Here is a 20,281-nt window from a genome sequence, read left to right on the forward strand (position 1 = left end):
CACTTGCTTATTGAGAATGATTCTCGTTTAATCAGGTGGTAAAATGGAAAATCCAAAAACAAACCGAGGCTAAAATGAAACTGATAATCGTTGGCGCAGGTGAAGTAGGAAGAGAACTAATAAAAAGATTGCAAAAAGAATGGTCCATAACAGTAATAGATGAAGACCCAGAGAAACTCAAAAAGATAATTAACCTTTTAGACTCAGAATCCTTAAACCGAACCGTCTTACTTCAGGGAGACGGAACGAGCAAGCTTATGCTTGAAAAAGCTGGAATTAAAGAAGCTAACGCCTTTGTTGCCTGCACAGGAGACGATGAAGTTAACTTAGTCGCTTGCAGAATCGCAAAAGAATTTGACGTTCCTTCCATTTTTGCCGTCTCAAACAGCACAGAAAAAGATGAACTTTACGAAAAAGAAGGTATAGACTACGTAGACAAAGCCGTCGCCACGGCATCACTATTAGAAAGACAAATAGAATCAGGAATAGTTTCGCCGTCCAATATAGGTTTAGGGAAAGGGGAAATTATTGAAGTAACGGTAATGCCAACCTCTATCATTGCCGGGTACCCGGTAGGAAAGTTCTCTTCCCGAAGGTGGAAAATAGTAGCAATCTTTAGAGGAGATAAACTCATACTTCCAAAGCCTAAAACGATAGTTAAACCGGGCGATAAAGTCCTTATAGTAGGAGAACCAAAAATTTTAAAATACATAGCAGGATTAATCCGCTCTGGAGAACCTCAATTTCCACTGCAGTTTGGAGTTGAAGAAGTAGTCTTTCTAACAGAAGAAAGGACAGAAGTTTTAAAGGACGCGCTTTTCCTCCTTGAGAAAACAAGACTTCAAAAAGTTTCCATTTATACCTGCTTTAAACCTTCAACAACATTAACAGAAAGCTTTAAGTTTGAAGGAAAAATAATAAAGACCATAAAAGAGCTCAAGAACTGCGAGAAGGAGTTCTTAGAAAACCTGAAAGAAGAAAACTTCGGACTCATAGTTTTAGAAGACAAGTACAAGGAATTACCTCTATTCTTTGGAATTAAAACTCTACCTATAATAGTCGCAGACCAAACACTATCTCCAGTAATGATAGCCCGAGGCACTACACCCGTTGAAAAGATACTGGTTCCTGTATCCGGCTCATTTAGCAGTTTTAGAGCACTTGAAGCTGGAATAGAAATGGCTCTCATGTGGAAATGCGAACTTACAGCACTTTACGTTTCAGTATCTGAAAACAACTCAAAAATTCAAGGACTAAAAGAAAGAATAGCCAAATTCTCAAACATGTATAAAGTCCCCATAGAATTTAAGGTAAGAATAGGAAATCCTGTATCGGAATTCGCAAAAGAAAGCAAAAACGTCAACCTTGCCGTAATAGGAGCAAGAAAAGGAAGAAAAACTAATTGGTTTAATCCATATCCCCCTTACCATATGCTACATAGGGCAAAATGCTCATCAATCCTTATTACTGTAGGTGAATGATGAACGAGTCTTTAAGCGCAATAATACTTATATCGTTGGGCATATTGTTCGTTCCCTTTTTAAGTAAGCTACTGCGAATCCCCGTTGCCGTCGGTGAAATTCTTTACGGTATCGTTATAGGAAAATCCACCCTCCACCTCGTCCACCCTGGCCAATGGCTTGACTTCCTGTCTTCTTTCGGCTTCCTTCTACTCATGTTCGTTGCCGGCCTTGAAGTAAAGTTAAAAGAAATCCACGCCCTACCAACCCGCTCCAAAATCATCTATTTACTTTTACCGCTAACTATCTTTATACTCTCTTTCGGCGCAGGAAAGTCCCTCCACTTCCCCACAATAATCTCAATAGCAATAGGAGTAGTATCGGTCGGCATCGTCGTATCCGTCCTGCGAGAAAAAAACCTGCTCTCAACAAAATTCGGCAAAACGCTCTTCACAGCAGGCATAGTAGGAGAAGTAACCAGTATCTTCGTCCTTACCTTTTACTCTTTATACAGCGAATTCCACTTCGGAATAGAATTCTGGATAGGCTTAATGAAGTTGGCAGTTTATTTAGCGGTGGCAAGGCTCGTCCTTGTTTTCCTAAAAAGCTTCGTCTGGTGGTTCCCCAACAGGTTTAAATTCTTCTTTGAGAAAAACCCTTCAGAAATAGGCGTCAGAATCAGTTTAGCCGTAATGTTTATGCTTTCCGTCGCAGCATCAATAATACACATAGAACCGATAATCGGAGCGTTTATAGCCGGCATGATATTCTCAACCGTTTTTGAAGACACAGAAAGTATAGAAGAAAAGCTCTCCGGCATAAGCTTTGGTTTTCTCATTCCCATCTTCTTCATCTACGTAGGACTCAACTTCCAGATGCCTCACTTTTCAGCAGAAACGCTCAAGCTACTTATAACGATAACTGTTCTCTCAATGGCTATCAAAGTAGTCTCATCGTTTATCCTTACATTTGAAGGTTTAAAACTTAAAGAAACAATCGCCCCTGGACTGCTCTTATCAGCACCTCTAACCCTTGTAGTTGTTACTGCCGAATTAGGAAAAGAGCTTAAATTAATTAGTGAAGAAACCGAAGGAATTCTCATACTGTTTGCCATACTAACCGGCATAGTTGCGCCTGTTCTATTCAATCTGCTCATCAAGGAGAAAGAAATTGAAAGTAGCAATAGTTGACGGATACGTTGACGAACCTACCTGCCTGGGCGTTCCGCCTTACATATCAACCTACGTCCGATACGTTGCGGGAGCGCTGGTAAAGGGCGGAATTCCAGAAGAATCCATCAGCTACTTCGCAATAGATGATTTAAGGAAAAATCCAGAAAAGTGGAAAGAATTAGAAGACCATGACGTTCTTTTCTTAATAACAGGCATAACCGTTCCAGGAAGGTATTTAGGCGGAAAACCGATAACGAGGCAGGAAATTGAAAAAATCGGCAACTTACCTGCCTATAAAGTTGTAGGGGGACCGATTCAATTTGGCTTTGCCCTGAAAGGAGGGGTAAAAGCTAAGCTTCTGCCGTTTGAAAACTTTCAGCTAATATGCAAAGGGGACGTTGAGCTTGCAGCTTACTACGTTGCTAAGTATCTATCAGAAGAAAAAGAGCTGCCAGAAGGAACGTTCACCGAAAGAAGAACAGCAAAGCACGCAGACGCTTTCGCACCTTTAGGAGCTTTCATAGTAAAACAGCATTTTTACTACCCTTACGTTATTTGCGAAATTGAAACTTACAGAGGTTGCGAAAGAAAGCACCACTGCTCCTACTGCACAGAAAGCTTTTACGGTCATCCGGATTTTAGGAACCCCGAAAAAATCGTTGAAGAGATAAAAGCGCTGCTAGACAGCGGAGTTAAATACTTTAGAATCGGCAGACAACCAAACATTTTAGGCTACCTATCAATACCTTCAGACAAAGAATTTCCCAAACCTAATCCAGAAGCAGTTTGCAGGCTGTTTAAAACTGTTAGAGAGTTAGGGGAAATAAAAACCCTTCACATAGACAACGTAAACGCCGGAATGATTGAACACTTTCCTGAAGAGTCAAGAAAAATCCTCACCTGCATCGCCACATACGACACAGAAGGAGACATAGCACCCTTTGGTCTTGAAACTGCCGATGAAGAGGTAATTAAACGAAATTACTTGAAAGTTAACCCCGAAGGCATAAAAAAAGCAATAAGAGTCGTTAACGAAGTCGGCGCCTTTAAAGAAAGGGAAGATGGAATTTACAAACTGCTTCCCGGAATAAACTTTTTAGTAGGACTGCCCGGCGAAACCAAAAAAACATTTGAAAAAAACAAAGACTTTTTAAAGTCCATAGTTGATGAAGGACTTCTTTTAAGAAGAATAAACATAAGGCAGGTCATAGTCTTTGAAGGAACGCCAATAGCAGAAATGGTAAAAAGAACAAAAACAAAATACAGGAAAGAATTTGAAAAGTTTAAAGAATGGGTTAGAGAAGAAATAGACCTTCCTATGATGAAAAAAGTCTTCCCCATCGGAACGGTAATAAAAGACGTTCTACTAGAAGCCCACGATGGCGACCATACTTTAGGAAGACAGATAGGCACCTACCCGATACTGGTAAGAATTCCAGAAAAGTTAGAGCTGTTTAAAACCGTAAATGTAGTTGTAGTAGGACACAGAGAGCGCTCTGTAATCGGCATTCCCGTTCCGATAAACGTAAATACAATCTCTCACAAACTACTTTCCTACATTCCGGGAATTTCAAAAAAGTTAGCTTCAGAAATAATCCTGAAAAGACCTTTCAAAGACAACGTTGAACTGCTTTCACTCTTTCCGCAGTTAGAGAAATTTTCTAAATACATAAAAACGTAAAAGTGGTATAATTAAATAAAAGCTCTTTGAAAAGAAGAATAAGGAAGGCAAGAGGGTGGATTTTCAAAGTTTATCAACCAATATTGAATAACCAATATATGGAGTATTGCCTTTCAACGTCTTAAAAGCTATTTGGCGATAGCTGTTTCCTAACAACGATTATTAGAAAATAATACAAAACCAGCCACTTCAAAACCCTTGAAAAACAGGGTATAATGAAAAGTGCTGTTGAAACGCCCTGAAAACCGAAAGGGATTGCGACACAATATGAAGCAAATATATCAATCAATCTTTAATCAGATAGTTGAAACGCCCTGAAAACCGAAAGGGATTGCGACTGAAATCCTTTCGTTGTTATCCATTTGCTTTTGCTAGTTGAAACGCCCTGAAAACCGAAAGGGATTGCGACTGAAATCCTTTCGTTGTTATCCATTTGCTTTTGCTAGTTGAAACGCCCTGAAAACCGAAAGGGATTGCGACTGAAATCCTTTCGTTGTTATCCATTTGCTTTTGCTAGTTGAAACGCCCTGAAAACCGAAAGGGATTGCGACAGATAAGAAAGAGAAGCTTTTTGACCTGAAAATAGAGGGAAAGTTGAAACGCCCTGAAAAATGGAAGGGATGTTTTTTCAAGGGGGGAATTTGAGGGGAAACAGGTTCCCCTCCTCAATATTGCTTGCCCTAAAAATGGAAAGGATTGCAACTTCTTTCAGTCAATTTCTAACAGCTATCAAGCAAGCTTACGTCAAATCCCTACTTTACTATTTTTCTATTTGAAAAATTACGTTTGTTTTGGTAGAGTTAAAGTAGAAATCCACAAAAGAACAGTAAGGGGATTTATATGTCAGAGGATTTAGAAATAATAACTTTGGCAGCTCTGTTACACGACCTTGGCAAAGTAAAACAAAGAATGGAAAAACGTGGAGCTCATTACGAACATTCGGCTAACCTTGTCAAAAGTAAATCTTTTTCCACCTTCCTAAAAGAAGCTTTTGGTTTGGGAAATGAAGAAATCAATAAAATTGCTGATTTAGTAAGAAGACACCACGAAAACATCTCTTCCGTCAGGAAAAGAAAAGATTACGACTTGATGCTTCTCAAAAAAGCAGACGGTCTTAGCTCTGGACTTGATAGAGAATACTTTGAAGATTACGAAGAGAAAGCCGGAAACATTTCAGACCCTATAATCTCCGTGTTTTCAGAAATCAGCTATGAAACTAAAGTTTTAACTCCAGAAGAGTTAAATTCTCTACTTAGATATGAAGTTAAAGCTTTATCTCCAGAGTCAGCATATCCAAAATCCAAAGAAGAAGTTGAAGTAGAAGCTGACGACTATAAAGAAATCTGGGGAAAGTTTATTGAAGAGTGTAAAAAAATCCCCCCCTTACAAAACTCCTCCTTCAGCCAAAACCTTGACGCCTTAAAGAGCTTAATAACTAAATACTTTTGGTCTGTACCCTCATACACTTACCACCATAGAAAACTACCTATCCCTGACGTTCCACTAACTGACCACCTATCTACAACTGCAGCAATAGCCACTGCTTTAAAAATCTATCACGAAGAAATAGGATATGAAAACGTATTTGAACAAACAGAAGAAGAAAAATTCATACTGTTAAGCTGCGACTTCTCAGGTATCCAATCTTTCATATTTCAGGAAATAAAAGACACCAAAAAGTTTGGGGCGAAACTGTTAAGAGCAAGGTCTCTTGGAGTTTCTCTTGCAATTGAAAATGTAATAAACGAAATCATTTCTGCATTCAAAGGAAATAGTTCGTTAGTCCTTTTTAACGCTGGCGGTAAAGCTTGGCTTTTACTCCCCAACTTGAGCAATTCTGACGAGTTACTGAAAAACCTAAAAGAAAAGATAAGCAGGAAACTCCTGAAAAACTTCTACGGTGAAATAAAGCTAAAGTTTGCCTACATAAAGCTAAAAGAGCAGGAACTACAAAAAGAGAACTATCAAGAAAAGATAAAAGAGCTTTTCAAGGAAGAACAAAAACAAAGGTTTAAGCTGCTTGACAAGTGGATTTTTTCCAAAAATACCGCAGCGCAAAAACAGTTTTTAGAAAATTTCTCCGATGAAGAATCGTTGTGCCCCATATGCAAACTTAGAAAAAGAGAAAAAGACTACGGAGAGGAAGAAAAAGTTTGCTCAGTTTGCTATATGTTTTTAAAAATCGGCGAAAAAATCCCCAAACTTTCCACCAAAACCAATGATGAAAAAGAAGAAAAGAAAATCATTTGCTTTAAGAAGTCCGAAAACCTGTGGCCCATGTTTGAACTTTATAATGAGAAGGACAAAGAAAAGGCAAATGCCTGCTACTGCTACTCCTTTTCCTACAACAACTTTAATGGTTTTCCCGTTAAACCTATGGCAAACCATATCCCTCTGATAAATAAAAAAGAATTGGAAAAAGAAGATTGGAAACTCCAAGCAATTAAAAACCTATGTTTTAGCAGCGAAAAGGATTTTAATAAGCAAGTAAAAGATGGAAATCCAAAAACTTTCTGTCATATTGGAATTGATTCTCTTTACACAGAAGGAGATACTATTTACGGAAGACCTTACCTCGGCGTTCTCAAAGCTGATGTTGATGCTTTAGGATATATATTTTCAAACGGATTCTGCAAGATAAAGGACATTAAAAAAGGCGAAAAGAAAGAATTCTCTCTTTATTCTCTATCCCGAATAGTTTACTTAAGCAGAATGATTGACTATTTCTTTTCTCAAATATTACCCGAAAAAATCCTTAAAGAGGAAAAATTCAAAAACATTTACAGTGTCTTTGCCGGTGGAGATGACCTGTTTTTAATAGGAGATTGGTATTCCATCACATTGCTTGCCCAAAAAATCAAAGAGGAATTTGGAAAATTCACAGGAGGCGGTATTCAAACGGAAGGACCTTCTCTTACAATCTCCATTGGAATTCACTTTTTTGACCATCACACTCCTGTATATCAGATAGCCGAACTGGGCGAGTCAGCGCTAAAAAAAGCAAAAGAAACTGTGATAACAAATAAAAAAGGCGGAAAAGAAATCATCAGGCGAGGCAACAGTATAGTCATTCTAAACCAATCTATCAGAGGACATAAAAAAGAAAGCCTTAAAAAACTGTTAGAAATAGCAGAAGTTCTTGAACTTTTATTGAAAGAGGATGTTCTAACTACTTCTACTCTTTACAAAATTATGGACATTTCCTGGATGGCTAACAGAGCCATTGAAAATCCCCGTAACCTCCTCTGGAGACCTCTTGTTTACTACTTAATAACAAGAAACGCCAAACTACAAAAAGAGAAAGAAGAACAATTTAAAGAAGTATTAAACCTAAACTGGGAAGATGAAAAGGAGTTCAAAGAAAACCTCGCCAAGCGTTTTATTAAATGGATAGAAAAATACTCAGAAAACCTATCAGAAGAAGAAAAAAAGGAAAAGGATAACCTCTTTTACATACCACTTGTAATCGCCCTTTACAGGAGGAGACGCTATGGGAAAGCAAAGTTACCAGCAACATAAACAGAATAGAAATTCAAATTACAACGAAGAAATAAAGCGTAAAGTCGCATCTTTAGTAAAAGATTTTCTGAATGGCTCTTACCAAACCAAAGCGGAGATAATAAGAAAAAAACTTCAAGAAGAAATCGTTGAAGCTATGAAAAACGAAGGGAAAAATAAACCGTCAAAACATCAAATAAGACGTTATTACCACTATTTACTTGAAGTAGCAGAAGAATCTTCAAAATCTGCAGCAATGAAAATAGCTTTAGTAAAGGCTTATATAAACTACGATGCAAATAGGAATCAGATAAAAAGCCGATATTTCAAAGCTTTCATAGAAGAAATAGTTGACAACATCCTTTCTGAAAAAGATTCTGAAAAAATACTTAACAAACTTAAAGATTCTCTTGTTCTCTTTGAGGCACTCGTTGGATATACTGCTGATTTTTAATATGAAGGTAAGGGGGAAGTTATGAAAAAACTAAAGAAAATCCTCTTAATTAACGGCAAGATTAAACTTCTTACAGGTCTTCACATAGGCTCAGGAGATAGTCAGATTCAAATAGGAGGTATAGACAATCCTGTAGTTAAAGACCCTATTTCACAAGAACCTTACATTCCCGGTTCTTCCCTAAAAGGAAAGATGAGACACCTTTTAGAACTCTATTACGGATTTTTTAGTCCTGATGGTAGTCCTTCAAGTGCAAAAATTCTCAATGACAACGATGAAAACGGTCTTAACATATTAAAGTTGTTCGGTATTTCCGGTGCAGATACCAACGAAGAGGAAGTAAAAGAAAAGATAAAAGAAAAAAACATTACACCTACAAGGTTATCGTTCTACGACTTAAAGTTATTTAACGCTGAAAAACTTAGAAAAGTAAGTCCGCTTATGACTGAAGATAAAGCAGAAGTGAGAATAAATAGAATAACTGGAACCGGAGAACACCCAAGACATACAGAAAGAGTTCCTGCCGGCGCAGAATTTGAGTTTAAACTTGCACTTAAAGTTTTTGAAGACGATAACGAAGAAGCTTTTAGCAAACTTTTAGGAGAAGGTTTAAAACTAATTGAAGCCGATTCACTTGGTGGCAGCGGTTCACGAGGTTATGGAAAAGTTAAATTCCACATAGAAGAGGTAACTTCAGTTATTGGAGAGAAGGAAAGTGATATCTGGAAAAGCTTCAAGGAACAATTCAAAGAGGCAACAGATGGAAACCATTAAAATTACGTTAGAGCCGGAAACGTCTTTCATAACCCCACTGCAAAGCGATACGCTATTTGGTCAATTCTGCTGGTTGTACTTTTACCTTTACGGAAAAGAAAAATTGGAAGCGCTTTTGGAAGATTTTGATGAAAATCCGTTTATAGTTTTTTCTGATGGTTTACCGGAAGGTTTTTTACCAATGCCCCAAATGGTATACTCTAAAGAAAGCGAAGACGTTATAATTTACAAGAAATTCAAACAATTTAAGAAATTTAAATTTGTTGAGAAAAACCTGCTTTTAAGCGCCAAAACTCCTGATTCTCTGTTTAAAAAGTTTCTCTCCCTGCCCGATAAACAATCCATCGAAAACTATTTCCTCGTTTCCCCCTGGAAAAAGCAATCCTTTTTCAGAGTTTCCATTGATAGGCTTACTGGAACGGCAAAGAAAGGTCTTTTATTTGAAAATCAAGAATTTTTTGCTGGATACATAGATAAAGAGAAGGAAAAGCGCTTTAAAGTGGAAATTCATGCAAGGTTTAACCCTGATAGAATAAAGTTTGAGCAGATTAAAAAAATCTTTGAAGCAATCGGTGTAGTGGGATTCGGAGCAAAAAGAACCTGGGGAAAAGGAAAGTTTAAGATTGTTAGCATTAAAAAGGAAGAATTCAAAGAACCTGAAAACAGTAAAACGTTTATTTCTCTTTCAACAGGACTTCCAAAAGAGGAAGAAATAGAAGACTTTTACGCAGAGTTTTTTACGAAATATCCAAAGCACCCTAACGATATCAACAGCAAGTCTGTTTTTAAAGCTCCAATCGTTTTAACAAAAGCAGGCTCTATTTTTAAAGCCTCAGAGAAAAAGAAAATATATGGAATGAGTTTCAACATTTCTAAAAAGCCAGAGTTTAGCAGCTTTATACATAGTGCGAAAATCCTACCACTCTTTTTGGAGTTTGAACCATGGTAAAGCTAAAACCCGTTGAATATGAAGTTACCATAACTGTAAAATCCCCCTTAGCTATCACAACAGGAGAAAGTTACTACCTGACAGATTACGCTTTAAAAGATGGTTGCTTATTTGTATTAGATTCCAACGCTTTTGCTGAATATTTATCACGAAAAGGAAAACTTTACACCTTCATTAATTTACTTACCTCAAACGTTCAAAACCTTGAAAAGGTAAGAACTTTTATTGATGAAACCTTTGACTTAGGTTTTGAAAGTTTAAAAAGTAACTCCCTTAAAATAGAATGCGACCCTAAAGCCTGGGAAAATCTAATAACAGGAGAAAGAAAAAGAGAAATTAGGAAAATTTTTAGGAACCAGTTTGACGCTGAAAAGAAACCTTACATTCCTGGTTCTACCATAAAAGGAGCCATAAGAAATGCTCTTGAAACTAAACTCTTACTTAACGCTTTAAAAGAAATAGACAAGGAAACTCTTCCATTCCTTTTTGAAGAACTCAATAAATTTCTAAGGGAAAGAAAAAAGTCGGAAGAGATTTTAAACCGATTGGAAGATATGTGTGTTACTATCAGAGAGCTTCTACAAGCCGAAGCTAAAGTTGAATGTATAAAAAAAACTGCCGAAAAATCAAAGAAAGAAATAGATGATAAAAAAATCATAAAGATTTTTGATTCATTGGTAGAAAGGGCGTTGCAAAAGGATTTCAGACAGAAAATAACAGAAATTTTTAAAAAGCATTCAAAAAAACCACCCCCAACAGCAAAAGATTTAATGCGTTTTATAAAAGTGTCTGATTTTCAAATGGAGAAAGGAGAAGTTAGAATAGGGCATCCTGAAAACTCTAAAATGGGCGACGATGTCAAGATATTCACTGAATATGTAGCTCCAGGTGCAAAATTCAAAGGTAGTATAACCATATATAAAGGCGCAGAAAATCTGTTTGAATCTTTAGAGCTGAATTTGACTATAGAATTAATAGTTGAAGCTCTTAAAACTTTTGCTTCAAAAACCTATTCTTTAGAAAGAAATAAAAAACTCATACCTCAAAACTGGAAACTCAAAGTCCCTCCAGACTACAAAAACTCTCCTAACAAGAGCCTTTTAAAGTTAGGTTTCCACGCTGGAGCTTTATCAAAAACTGTGGGAGAAGAACATTTAAGAGCAATTCTTATTCGCAAAAAAGGACGAAAAGTAAAATATGAGAATTACCCATCATCTACCTGGCTTTTGAACGGAAAACCCATGGGCTGGTGCTTATTAGAGGTGAGGAAAAGAGAAAATGCCAATTAAGCTTTTGCTGAAGTTTCAAGCTGACAAGAAAATCCCCACATCAAGTTTAAAGCCCAAAACAATTCATGGAATATTTTTCTCCTTGTTTCCCGAAAACGTCGGAGAAATTTTCCACACTCCTTCAGTTAAACCATTTTCTCTTTTTTACCCCGTTTACTTCAAATCACCAAGCAAAAATCAACTCTCTTTTACGGTAGAAATGAACGTCCTCAATAACGAACTGTTTCCTGAAATTTCACAAGTACTGTTTAGAAAAACTTTTTCAGAGAAAGCACCAGTCGCAAATGTTGATGGAGTGGAAATTGAGTTAACTACTGTGAAAGCCAAAGATGTTACAACTTTTGAATCTTTAATGGCAAAAGCCAAACCTTTAAAAGAATTGATATTTGACTTCGTGACACCTACAACCTTTAAGAAAGGACGTTACGATTACGTTTTACCAGAACCTTACCTCGTGTTTAAAAGCCTACTAAACAGATGGAACGCTTTTTCTCCGATTAAAATTTCTGGTAAAGAGTTACTTCCATTCGTTAAAGAAAATGTTTTAATTTCTGGCTGCTGGATAAAAACCAAAAAGACAGAACTGATGAATGGAGCAAAAATAACAGGTTTTAGCGGAAGAGTTTTCTTTTATGCAGCAAAATTTGATGAAGAAAAGTTAAAAATACTCAACGCCCTTTCGCGCTTTGCCGAATTTGCCGGCGTCGGGAGAAAAACAACAATGGGATTCGGAAAAGTGAAACTGGCACAGAAAAGAGAAGGAGATGAACAGGACGTTTAAGGTAATGGTTTCGCCTGTCTCCACGCAAGTGTTTCCCGTTGTTGTAACAGCGCTAACGATAAGACCTGAAAGGGTTGTTCTACTCACAACTCCAAAAGTAGAAATTTTCACCAAGTTAATCAAAAGGGCGTTACTTTTTGCTGGAATAGAAGTTGAAGAGAGAAATATCAATCCTTATTCTTTTAACTCCATTAAAGAAAAAACGAAAGATTTACAAAATCCTTTTTTACTTCTTAACTGCGGGACAAAATTTACAGCGATTGCTCTTTTCAGATTATTCGGCGAAGAAAACGCTTATTACTACACTCCAGAGGGAAAGATAATTGATTTCAACAGTAACCTTTTGGAGAAAGTCTCTCAAAAACTTGTAGATGTTGAACTTCACTCTCAAATGTACGGTTTTGAAATCGTTGAAGAGAGGCAGGACCACGAAAAAATAAGAATGAGAGAAAAACTAACACGATACATCGCCTCTAAACCATCTTTATTGCCTGTTCTTACAAAACTTTACCTAAAAGGTTCTGCACGGATTTTACCCAACGAGTTTGCTGGTTTAGCAAAAAAGTTTGAAGTTGTTGTTTATAGGGGCGGAAAATACGTCGTTCTTGATAGAGAATACATCGGTGGAAAGTGGCTTGAAGAGTTTACGTTCTTAGAACTTCTGAAAAAGAACTTTTATGACGTGAGAATAGGAGTAAAGGTTGAATGGTACGAAAAAGGGGTAATTAACGAAATAGACGTTATGGCAACAAAGCATAATCAACTTCATATCTTTTCCTGCAAAACTGGAAAAAACGTAAAAGAAATAGCTAAACACCTTTACGAACTTGAAGAACTAACAGAAAGGATTGGGGGAGATTTTGGGAAAAGCTTTCTCGTGATAACGGAAAACATTTACGTGAAATCACCCCCACGGAGAGAAGACTTTCCAAACGCCCCTTCTGTTCCTTATAAGGTTGCTCCCTCTACCTGGAATGAGTATTACAAAACGGAAGAAGGCCAGAGATTCAAAAAACTATTTCGGATATACAATTCGTTTAAGTACCTTCACAAAAGAGCAAGTTTGCTTGGCATAGAAATACTAACTCCCGAGATACTTAAGAGAAATTTAGGAGGAAGAAGTGGCGCTTAAGACAGGACTTAAGCAGGCTTTTATTTCTCAGTTTGGATTCCTTTTCAAAAACTGGGGAATTGCTCTTATTTCAGCTGGTATTTTCCTTGTACTATCGTTGATTGCTGGATGGTTCCCCGATGGTTGTTCTATGCTTTTAAATGAAGAAACCAGAACACAGGGATTAAAACTCGTTAGTACTTCAGTTGTATTACTTTTATCTTTAGTTGTTTTAGGGCGAATCCTATATTCACCCCTTAGATTCGATGTGGATGCTGATAAACCTCGGAAAAAGAAAGTTTTAATCTGGTTCTTGAGTAAACCCTGGGGAACGAAAGAGGAAGTGGAACAAGACGTTAGAAAAGTTAGCGAAATGGCTAATAACCTAAACATTCAAGATATAAAGGAAGCTGTTAATGGTTTAAAAATCAAAAACTGGCGAATGGCTTTGGATGCGATTGAGTATCACATTCCTAAACTGGAAAGAGTTATTGTTATAACTTCACAAGAATCAGAAACTTATTTTGATTTGTTTAAAGATTTTATTAAAGTCGTTTTCGGTAAAACATTTTCTGTGGAAAAGTTTGCTACTGTTGATTTTGAGAATGGAGAAGAACTTATAAAAATTCTCGATGAGAAGCTCTTCCAGTTCTTAAAATGTTTAGGTTATAAAGATAGAGAAGTAATTGTTGATGTTACTGGCGGTCAAAAAACGATTTCTATCGTAGGTGCAATCTTAACAGTTACCAATTTTGATAGAGAGTTCCAGTACGTATCTACTAATAACTACGATATAAAATCATTCAACGTGAGGTTAGTTACAGATGATTAGGTTTTCCAAAAAAGAAATTCTCAACGGAGAAGCAGTTTTAGTAGAGTTTGAAATTGAAGACGGAGTAACCACTCCAAAAGAAGCCTTTAGCGTTGAACTTCCTCCTGTTCCATATGGAAAAGGAGTAATTTTAAGCGGCAGAGGTCCTATTTGGTTCTACGGCAGGCTTATCCATCACTTTCATCCTGCTAAATGGGTTGCTGTTTTTGACCCAAGAATTGGAGCTGTTGTGGTTCAGTCACATACAAAAGAGATAAGGGAGGGGGACGTAATAGAATTTATGGAGAAATAATGAAGGGCTACCTTTTTGTGACAACTCCAGGAGCATGCATCTCACGAAAAGGTAACGTCCTAATAGTAGAAACAACAGAAAGGAAAACTCAAATACCGATAGGTATTATCAAGCATGTATTTCTGTTCGGAACAGTTAACATTACTGTTCCTGCGATAAGACTCCTTTCTTCAAGAGGAAAGTTTGTATTTCTTTTAAATCGATACGGAAGGCTCGTTAGCGTTGTTTATCCAGAATTTTTCGGAAGCGATAATAACATTAGAATGAACCAATACTTAACCTTTAGCAATGAAGAAAGAAAAATAGCAATAACAAAAGAACTTCTGCAAAGAAAATTAGAAGTAACAAAGTTGGTTATCTACAATCTTTACGCTTCCAGAAACTTGAAACCAGAAAATCTCAATGAGTGGGCTGAAGGAATAAGGGCTTCTATACTTTCTGCTGAAAACCTCCAGTCTCTTCTGGGAATTGACGGGAACATAAGCAGATACCTTTACGGGAAATTTTCCTCTTTTAACGAAAGCCCCTTTTACTTTGAAAGGCGGGAATATTATCCACCACCTGACCCAGTTAACGCTTTGCTTAGCTTGAGCTTCTCAATTTTTTACTCAATCATGCACCCGCTGGTGCTTTCTTTTGGTTTTGACCCTTACCTGGGATTTTTCCATATAAGGAGAGGAAAACACGCTGCCCTTTGTTCTGATGTTATGGAAATTGTCAGACCGCGCCTTGCCGAGTTCGTTTTTACAGCTTTGAATGATGAGTTTTTTGAGGAGGGGGATTTTTCAAAGGACAAAGGAGGAATGTTTCTTAGAACTGAAGCTCTTAAATCTTTTGTTAAACTTTTTTCAGACGTTGTAATTCACGGTAAAGACGAAGCTTTTATGTCAGAAGTAATAGCTTTTCTTAACTGGTTAAAGGAAGAGGTCAAAAAATGAGATACCTAATTACATACGACATTTCGGAAGACTCTGTAAGAAACAAACTAATAAAGTTTTTAAACGAATACGGTAAAAGAGTGCAGTTTAGCTGCTTTGAAATAGAAGCAAGTAAAATTCAACTCGCTGATTTAATTAAAAAGATTGACGACTTAATAGACAAGGAAACTGACAAAGTGTTCTTTTTCCCCATTAGCGACTATGCTGCCCCTTTTGTTAGAAAGTTAGGAAAAAACGCCGATGAAGATAATCCCAACGTGGTGCTATGAGGTTACCTAAAAGGATAAAAAGATTTGTAGTAGCCTATGACGTTTGCGTTAAAGATGATTCGTATGTAGAAAAAAGGAATTCTGCAAAGAGAAGAACTAAAATAATGAGAGTTCTCTACGACTACGGAATAAGAACGCAACTTAGCGTTTTTGAAGTGGTTCTTAAAAGCAGACAGTACGAAGAGTTAATTGAAAGGGTGGAAAAAATTTTAAGAAAGGAAACTGACAAAGTTTACATTTACCCAATAGACGCAGGAAGTGAAAGTAAAATTGTTCGGCTCGGCAAAGAAATAAACATTCTTGGAGATATGTTTTTGTAAGATTATGGTAGAATTAAGGTTAGTTCTTTGAAAGATGAATATGGGGAAGAAGGGTTTTAAGGAGTATCAGGTTATTCTAAAATTGGAATAAACAAGACATTGCCTTACAATGCCTTAAAGGGTGTTTGGCGAAAAGTATTTCTTCGCAAGGAATTTTAGATAATTATAAAAATCCACCTACTTTGAGGCGTAAGAAAAATAATGTATAATGAAAGGTGCTGTTGAAATGCCCTGAAAAATGGAAGGGATTGCGACCTCCCGTGATTTGTTTTGGACGTTCAGGAAAAGTCCTGGTTGAAATGCCCTGAAAAATGGAAGGGATTGCGACAACTGAGAGCGGCAAGGTTTCTCACCACTCTTGTTGAAATGCCCTGAAAAATGGAAGGGATTGCGACAACTCTCCGGCAAAATAATCGTACCTGAGAGGCCTGTCCGCACGTTGAAATGCCCTGAAAAATGGAAGGGATTGCGACACTTTCGCCAGAGTCCAGAAAAGCAATAAAAGGTCTAAGTCCTCCTCATCCCTCAGTTGAAATGCCCTGAAAAATGGAAGGGATTGCGACGAGTTTCTTCAGCAGTTCGTTCAGCAGTTGCTGCTGCTGCGGCGTGTTGAAATGCCCTGAAAAATGGAAGGGATTGCGACAATAGAACTCCCTCTGGGGATTTTTCTGATGATGATAACTATTCTTTGTTGAAATGCCCTGAAAAATGGAAGGGATTGCGACACGGGAGTACTTATTAGTAGTCCTTCAGAAACTCCGAGAGACCCCCGTTGAAATGCCCTGAAAAATGGAAGGGATTGCGACGCCCTCCCTGTGCAGCTTTCTTACCACCTCAAGCCAGCAGTTACGCCGGTTGAAATGCCCTGAAAAATGGAAGGGATTGCGACACTACTTCCCCCGCAGTTCTTTCTTTCCTCCGAAGTGCGTGTTGAAATGCCCTGAAAAATGGAAGGGATTGCGACTCTCATCTCTACCCTCCTTTCAGTTAGTTTTTTTTGTTTGTTGAAATGCCCTGAAAAATGGAAGGGATTGCGACAACAAGGAATTCTCCAAAGTTCATTATTCGCCTCCAATATAAGATGTTGAAATGCCCTGAAAAATGGAAGGGATGTTTTTTTCAAGGGGGGAGTTTAAGGGGGGAACCTGTTCCCCCCTCACTATTGCTTGCCCTGAAAAGTGGAAGGGATAATTCACCTCGCCATGTTATAATTCTTCTAATATGAACAGTTTAAGAAAATATAAAAATCAGCTAATACACTTTTTTGTTATTCCAACAATTATCGGACTGTTGGGAGGGGTCTCGGCAATAGTCTTCAGGAAAGCTATCTCTTTTTTCCACAACTTGTTTACAACCGTTTCTCCGTTTCAGCAGTACCACTATTTATTTCCAATAATAATCCCAGTAGTTTTTCTTATTACTTACAAAATCTCAAAGCTGTTCGTTATCTCTCCTGAAGATGTAACAATAGACGAAGTAGCCAAAAGAATTTCTTTGAAAAAGGGAGGATTTGACCTCAAAAAAGGTTTGGCAGTTTTAGGAACAACCTCTTTTAACATAGGCGCTGGCGTTCCGGTAGGAAGGGAAGGACCAATTGCAAAGTTAGGCGGCGTTACTTCTGAATTACTAATGAAAATTATTAAAACAGACAGATTACATCTGCCTATATACCTAACCTGCGGCGTTTCTTCTGCCATCTCTGCCACCTTCAACGCACCAATAGCGGCGATACTATTTGGAACAGAAATAGTTTTAGGCAAGATAAACAGCTACATTCTCATACCCCTGGTGGTTTCATCCTCTATCGCAGCTATAGTTTCGCAGGAAGCTTTTGGAGACTTTGCTGCTTTTACCGTTCCTCACCTAAACTTTTCTAATGCAGAGATAATTTTCCTGCCAATAGCTGTTCTTCTATTGTCGTTGATACCACTATTTTTCTGGATATTCTTTGATTTCTTCTCCCATTTGAGATATGCATTCAGACATCACTGGGGAAAATTTGTTTTTATTTACGGAATTGTTGTGGGAATAGTTCTTTTCTTCTTCCCGGAAGCAGCTGGAGTAGGGTATGAACAGATAACAAAACTCCTAAGCGGACAGATTCCTCCGTTCTTGAGCTTTCAGATATTTTTAGCTAAGTTTTTTGCGGTTATCCTGGCGTTTGGAGCGGGGATTTTTGGCGGTTTAATGTCTCCATCTATATTTTTGGGGGCGTTTGGGGGATTTTCCGCAGGAGAGCTTTTTAAACTAATTGACCCTTCTGTTAATCCTGCTGTTTTTGCTCTTATAGGTTCAGCTTCTGTTCTTTCAGGAATATCCAGAGCACCTTTCCGTTCTTCTCTGATAATCATAGAGCTAACCCACAGTTATCAATTGGTGGTTCCTATACTGTTAGCTTCCATAATGACAAAATACCTGCTAAACGTTGAAGGAGAAATAAGCTTCCTCAAAAGAGCTCTTTTAAACAAAGGAATAGATGTTGAAAACATCCTCACAATTAAGAAGTTAAAGGACTTCAACATTAGTCAGTTTTTAAAACTTATTCATCCACTCTATGAAAATACCCATATTTCGGTAGCTCAGGAAAGACTGCTGAAAGAGAAATGGAGATATCTTCCCGTTGTTAAATCACCACACGACAACCACTTAATCGGAATAGTTTCTCTGAGGGATATCCGAATCAGCGCTTTATTTGAAGCGAAAAACTTAAAAGTAAGAGACATAATGACTCCCGACCCGTTCGCACTACCTTTGAACGCCTCTTTTGAAGATATCCTTAAAGCTCTTGCTCTCCTTGAAACAAACCTTATCCCCGTTGTAGATGAAAAGGGTAATTACGTGGGCATGTTTGATGTTGACGAATTCTTAAGATTCCTCTCTTTTTAACACCAATTTAAAAAACTTTTTGTAAAATTACTCTCACCACTTTTGGGGGTGATAGTATGCTTTTTAAGAAACCTCAAGTAGCGTTTTATCCTTTTATGGTTCTAAGAGATGATTATAAGTGTATTCGTTGTAAATCCTGCGTTGACCAGTGCTCTTTCGGTGCCACCTATTACGACGAGGATTTAGACAAAATAATGAACCATAATGAAAACTGCGTTAACTGCAAAAGATGCGAAGCATTCTGTCCTACCGATGCAATAAAGGTAGTTAAAAACCCTTCTACCTTCCATCCAGATGCAAACTGGACAGAAGAAGCAATTCGCGACGTTCACGTTCAAATGCTAACAGGTGCCGTAATTCTCACATCAACCGGAAACGACAAACCTATAAGAAACTATTTTGACCACCTGCTTTTAGATGCCTGTCAGGTAACAAACCCTCCAATTGACCCCTTAAGAGAACCTATGGAACTCAAAACTTTTATAGGAAGAAAAACGGACAGCTTAGAGTTTGAAGAGGATAGAGTAAGCATCAAAACAACAATAGGAAAGCAGTTGGAACTTGAAATACCTGTCCTTTTCTCAGCAATGTCTTACGGTTCAATCAACTTAAATCTTCAAAAGGCAATGGCAAGAGCTGCTAAAGAGTTTGGAACTTACTGGAATACAGGTGAAGGTGGTCTTCATAAATCGTTAAGAGAATATAAAGACTGCACGATTGTTCAGGTTGCTTCTGGTAGATTTGGCGTTGACCTTGACTACCTTGAGACTTCTGCTGCAATAGAAATTAAAATAGGACAGGGAGCAAAGCCGGGAATTGGTGGTCACCTGCCGGGCGAAAAAGTTACAGAAGGAATTGCTGAAACGCGTATGATTCCGGTAGGTTCAGATGCCATATCTCCTGCACCGCACCACGATATCTATTCCATTGAAGACTTAAGACAGCTCATTTACGCCTTAAAGGAAGCAACAAGATATGAAAAACCTGTATTTGTGAAAATAGCAGCAGTTCATAATGTGGCAGCAATTGCCTGCGGTATCGCCCATGCAGGAGCAGATGCAATAGTAATTGATGGAGTTCGCGGCGGAACAGGTGCAACGCCAAAAGCTTTAAGAGACCACGTTGGTATCCCTATTGAATTAGCAATAGCTGCAGTTGACGATAGACTCAGAAAAGAAGGTTTAAGAAACGAAGTTTCCTTAATTGCCGCAGGCGGATTTAGAAGCGCCGTTGACGTTTTAAAAGCAATAGCCTTAGGAGCGGACGCAATTTACGTTGGAACAGTTGCAAAGATTGCAGCAGGTTGCACGCAGTGTCAGCAGTGTCACACCGGTAAGTGTGCATGGGGAATAACAACTAACGACCCAAAATTAGCTAAAAGACTCAACCCCGATATAGTTGCTGAAAACCTTTACAACCTGTTGAGAGCCTGGGCACACGACATTAAAGAGCTGTTGGGTGCAATGGGTATTAACGCTATTGAATCCATCAAAGGAAACCGTCTGAGACTTCGTAGCTGGGGTCTTACAGAACAGGAAAACAAAATTTTAGGCGTTCTACCAGCAGGAATGTAGG

17 protein-coding genes and 1 CRISPR repeat array are annotated in these 20,281 nt (G+C 37.9%); all 17 genes read left to right on the plus strand.

From position 1 onward, the window contains the following. The first annotated feature begins 74 nt into the window (after positions 1-74). Entirely contained in the window at positions 75-1,481 is a 1,407-nt protein-coding gene (locus tag QOL23_RS01340; protein ID WP_283399781.1) for an NAD-binding protein, read from the plus strand. Beyond that, a complete protein-coding gene (locus QOL23_RS01345; RefSeq protein WP_283399782.1) occupies positions 1,481-2,650 on the plus strand; it encodes a cation:proton antiporter in 1,170 nt (389 codons plus the stop codon). Before QOL23_RS01340 ends, QOL23_RS01345 begins: the two co-directional genes overlap by 1 nt. After that, positions 2,631-4,313: a radical SAM protein gene (locus QOL23_RS01350; RefSeq protein ID WP_283399783.1), complete on the plus strand. Its 1,683-nt coding sequence runs from the start codon at positions 2,631-2,633 to the stop codon at positions 4,311-4,313. Before QOL23_RS01345 ends, QOL23_RS01350 begins: the two co-directional genes overlap by 20 nt. Positions 4,314-5,153: 840 nt before the next feature. Continuing rightward, on the plus strand, positions 5,154-7,832 hold the full coding sequence (gene cas10, locus QOL23_RS01355; protein ID WP_283399784.1) for a type III-A CRISPR-associated protein Cas10/Csm1: 2,679 nt from the start codon (positions 5,154-5,156) through the stop codon (positions 7,830-7,832). Then, complete coding sequence (gene csm2 / locus QOL23_RS01360) at positions 7,804-8,265, plus strand: type III-A CRISPR-associated protein Csm2 (protein ID WP_283399785.1); 462 nt, start codon at positions 7,804-7,806, stop codon at positions 8,263-8,265. The genes cas10 and csm2 overlap by 29 nt, the downstream gene beginning before the upstream one ends. Before the next feature lie 21 nt (positions 8,266-8,286). After that, positions 8,287-9,039 carry a type III-A CRISPR-associated RAMP protein Csm3 gene (csm3, locus tag QOL23_RS01365; RefSeq protein WP_283399786.1) on the plus strand — a complete coding sequence of 251 codons (753 nt, stop codon included), beginning with the start codon at positions 8,287-8,289 and terminating at the stop codon, positions 9,037-9,039. Further along, a complete protein-coding gene (gene csm4, locus QOL23_RS01370; RefSeq protein WP_283399787.1) occupies positions 9,026-9,988 on the plus strand; it encodes a type III-A CRISPR-associated RAMP protein Csm4 in 963 nt (320 codons plus the stop codon). The genes csm3 and csm4 overlap by 14 nt, the downstream gene beginning before the upstream one ends. Beyond that, positions 9,982-11,277 carry a type III-A CRISPR-associated RAMP protein Csm5 gene (csm5, locus tag QOL23_RS01375; RefSeq protein WP_283399788.1) on the plus strand — a complete coding sequence of 432 codons (1,296 nt, stop codon included), beginning with the start codon at positions 9,982-9,984 and terminating at the stop codon, positions 11,275-11,277. Before csm4 ends, csm5 begins: the two co-directional genes overlap by 7 nt. Beyond that, complete coding sequence (gene cas6 / locus QOL23_RS01380) at positions 11,267-12,058, plus strand: CRISPR system precrRNA processing endoribonuclease RAMP protein Cas6 (RefSeq protein WP_283399789.1); 792 nt, start codon at positions 11,267-11,269, stop codon at positions 12,056-12,058. Before csm5 ends, cas6 begins: the two co-directional genes overlap by 11 nt. Then, entirely contained in the window at positions 12,042-13,190 is a 1,149-nt protein-coding gene (locus QOL23_RS01385; RefSeq protein WP_283399790.1) for a Card1-like endonuclease domain-containing protein, read from the plus strand. Before cas6 ends, QOL23_RS01385 begins: the two co-directional genes overlap by 17 nt. Then, positions 13,180-14,001, plus strand: coding sequence for a hypothetical protein (locus QOL23_RS01390; protein WP_283399791.1), 822 nt, complete (start codon positions 13,180-13,182; stop codon positions 13,999-14,001). The genes QOL23_RS01385 and QOL23_RS01390 overlap by 11 nt, the downstream gene beginning before the upstream one ends. After that, positions 13,994-14,293 carry a CRISPR-associated ring nuclease Crn3/Csx3 gene (gene crn3, locus QOL23_RS01395; RefSeq protein WP_283399792.1) on the plus strand — a complete coding sequence of 100 codons (300 nt, stop codon included), beginning with the start codon at positions 13,994-13,996 and terminating at the stop codon, positions 14,291-14,293. Before QOL23_RS01390 ends, crn3 begins: the two co-directional genes overlap by 8 nt. Next, positions 14,293-15,231 carry a CRISPR-associated endonuclease Cas1 gene (gene cas1 / locus QOL23_RS01400; protein WP_283399793.1) on the plus strand — a complete coding sequence of 313 codons (939 nt, stop codon included), beginning with the start codon at positions 14,293-14,295 and terminating at the stop codon, positions 15,229-15,231. The genes crn3 and cas1 overlap by 1 nt, the downstream gene beginning before the upstream one ends. After that, positions 15,228-15,500, plus strand: a complete 273-nt coding sequence (gene cas2, locus QOL23_RS01405) for a CRISPR-associated endonuclease Cas2 (RefSeq protein WP_283399794.1) — start codon at positions 15,228-15,230, stop codon at positions 15,498-15,500. Before cas1 ends, cas2 (QOL23_RS01405) begins: the two co-directional genes overlap by 4 nt. Further along, the gene (gene cas2, locus QOL23_RS01410; protein WP_283399795.1) at positions 15,497-15,820 is read left to right on the plus strand and encodes a CRISPR-associated endonuclease Cas2; all 324 of its coding nucleotides are present in this window, start codon (positions 15,497-15,499) and stop codon (positions 15,818-15,820) included. Before cas2 (QOL23_RS01405) ends, cas2 (QOL23_RS01410) begins: the two co-directional genes overlap by 4 nt. A gap of 220 nt (positions 15,821-16,040) precedes the next feature. Continuing rightward, positions 16,041-16,938: a CRISPR direct-repeat array (repeat unit 35 nt; unit sequence GTTGAAATGCCCTGAAAAATGGAAGGGATTGCGAC). Positions 16,939-17,110: 172 nt separating this feature from the next. Continuing rightward, a complete protein-coding gene (locus QOL23_RS01415; protein ID WP_283399796.1) occupies positions 17,111-18,706 on the plus strand; it encodes a chloride channel protein in 1,596 nt (531 codons plus the stop codon). Positions 18,707-18,762: 56 nt separating this feature from the next. Continuing rightward, entirely contained in the window at positions 18,763-20,280 is a 1,518-nt protein-coding gene (locus tag QOL23_RS01420; protein WP_283399797.1) for a glutamate synthase-related protein, read from the plus strand. Position 20,281: the final 1 nt, after the last annotated feature.

This window comes from Desulfurobacterium pacificum (assembly GCF_900182835.1).
Taxonomy (GTDB): Bacteria; Aquificota; Aquificia; order Desulfurobacteriales; family Desulfurobacteriaceae; genus Desulfurobacterium_B; species Desulfurobacterium_B pacificum.

Coding starts and splice junctions, on each gene's coding strand:
- QOL23_RS01420 (WP_283399797.1), top strand. CDS start 18,763: ATGCTTTTTAAGAAACCTCAAGTAGCGTTTTATCCTTTTATGGTTCTA.
- QOL23_RS01385 (WP_283399790.1), top strand. CDS start 12,042: ATGAACAGGACGTTTAAGGTAATGGTTTCGCCTGTCTCCACGCAAGTG.
- cas2 (WP_283399794.1), top strand. CDS start 15,228: ATGAGATACCTAATTACATACGACATTTCGGAAGACTCTGTAAGAAAC.
- QOL23_RS01340 (WP_283399781.1), top strand. CDS start 75: ATGAAACTGATAATCGTTGGCGCAGGTGAAGTAGGAAGAGAACTAATA.
- csm2 (WP_283399785.1), top strand. CDS start 7,804: ATGGGAAAGCAAAGTTACCAGCAACATAAACAGAATAGAAATTCAAAT.
- cas1 (WP_283399793.1), top strand. CDS start 14,293: ATGAAGGGCTACCTTTTTGTGACAACTCCAGGAGCATGCATCTCACGA.
- csm5 (WP_283399788.1), top strand. CDS start 9,982: ATGGTAAAGCTAAAACCCGTTGAATATGAAGTTACCATAACTGTAAAA.
- QOL23_RS01345 (WP_283399782.1), top strand. CDS start 1,481: ATGAACGAGTCTTTAAGCGCAATAATACTTATATCGTTGGGCATATTG.
- cas10 (WP_283399784.1), top strand. CDS start 5,154: ATGTCAGAGGATTTAGAAATAATAACTTTGGCAGCTCTGTTACACGAC.
- cas6 (WP_283399789.1), top strand. CDS start 11,267: ATGCCAATTAAGCTTTTGCTGAAGTTTCAAGCTGACAAGAAAATCCCC.
- crn3 (WP_283399792.1), top strand. CDS start 13,994: ATGATTAGGTTTTCCAAAAAAGAAATTCTCAACGGAGAAGCAGTTTTA.
- csm3 (WP_283399786.1), top strand. CDS start 8,287: ATGAAAAAACTAAAGAAAATCCTCTTAATTAACGGCAAGATTAAACTT.
- csm4 (WP_283399787.1), top strand. CDS start 9,026: ATGGAAACCATTAAAATTACGTTAGAGCCGGAAACGTCTTTCATAACC.
- cas2 (WP_283399795.1), top strand. CDS start 15,497: ATGAGGTTACCTAAAAGGATAAAAAGATTTGTAGTAGCCTATGACGTT.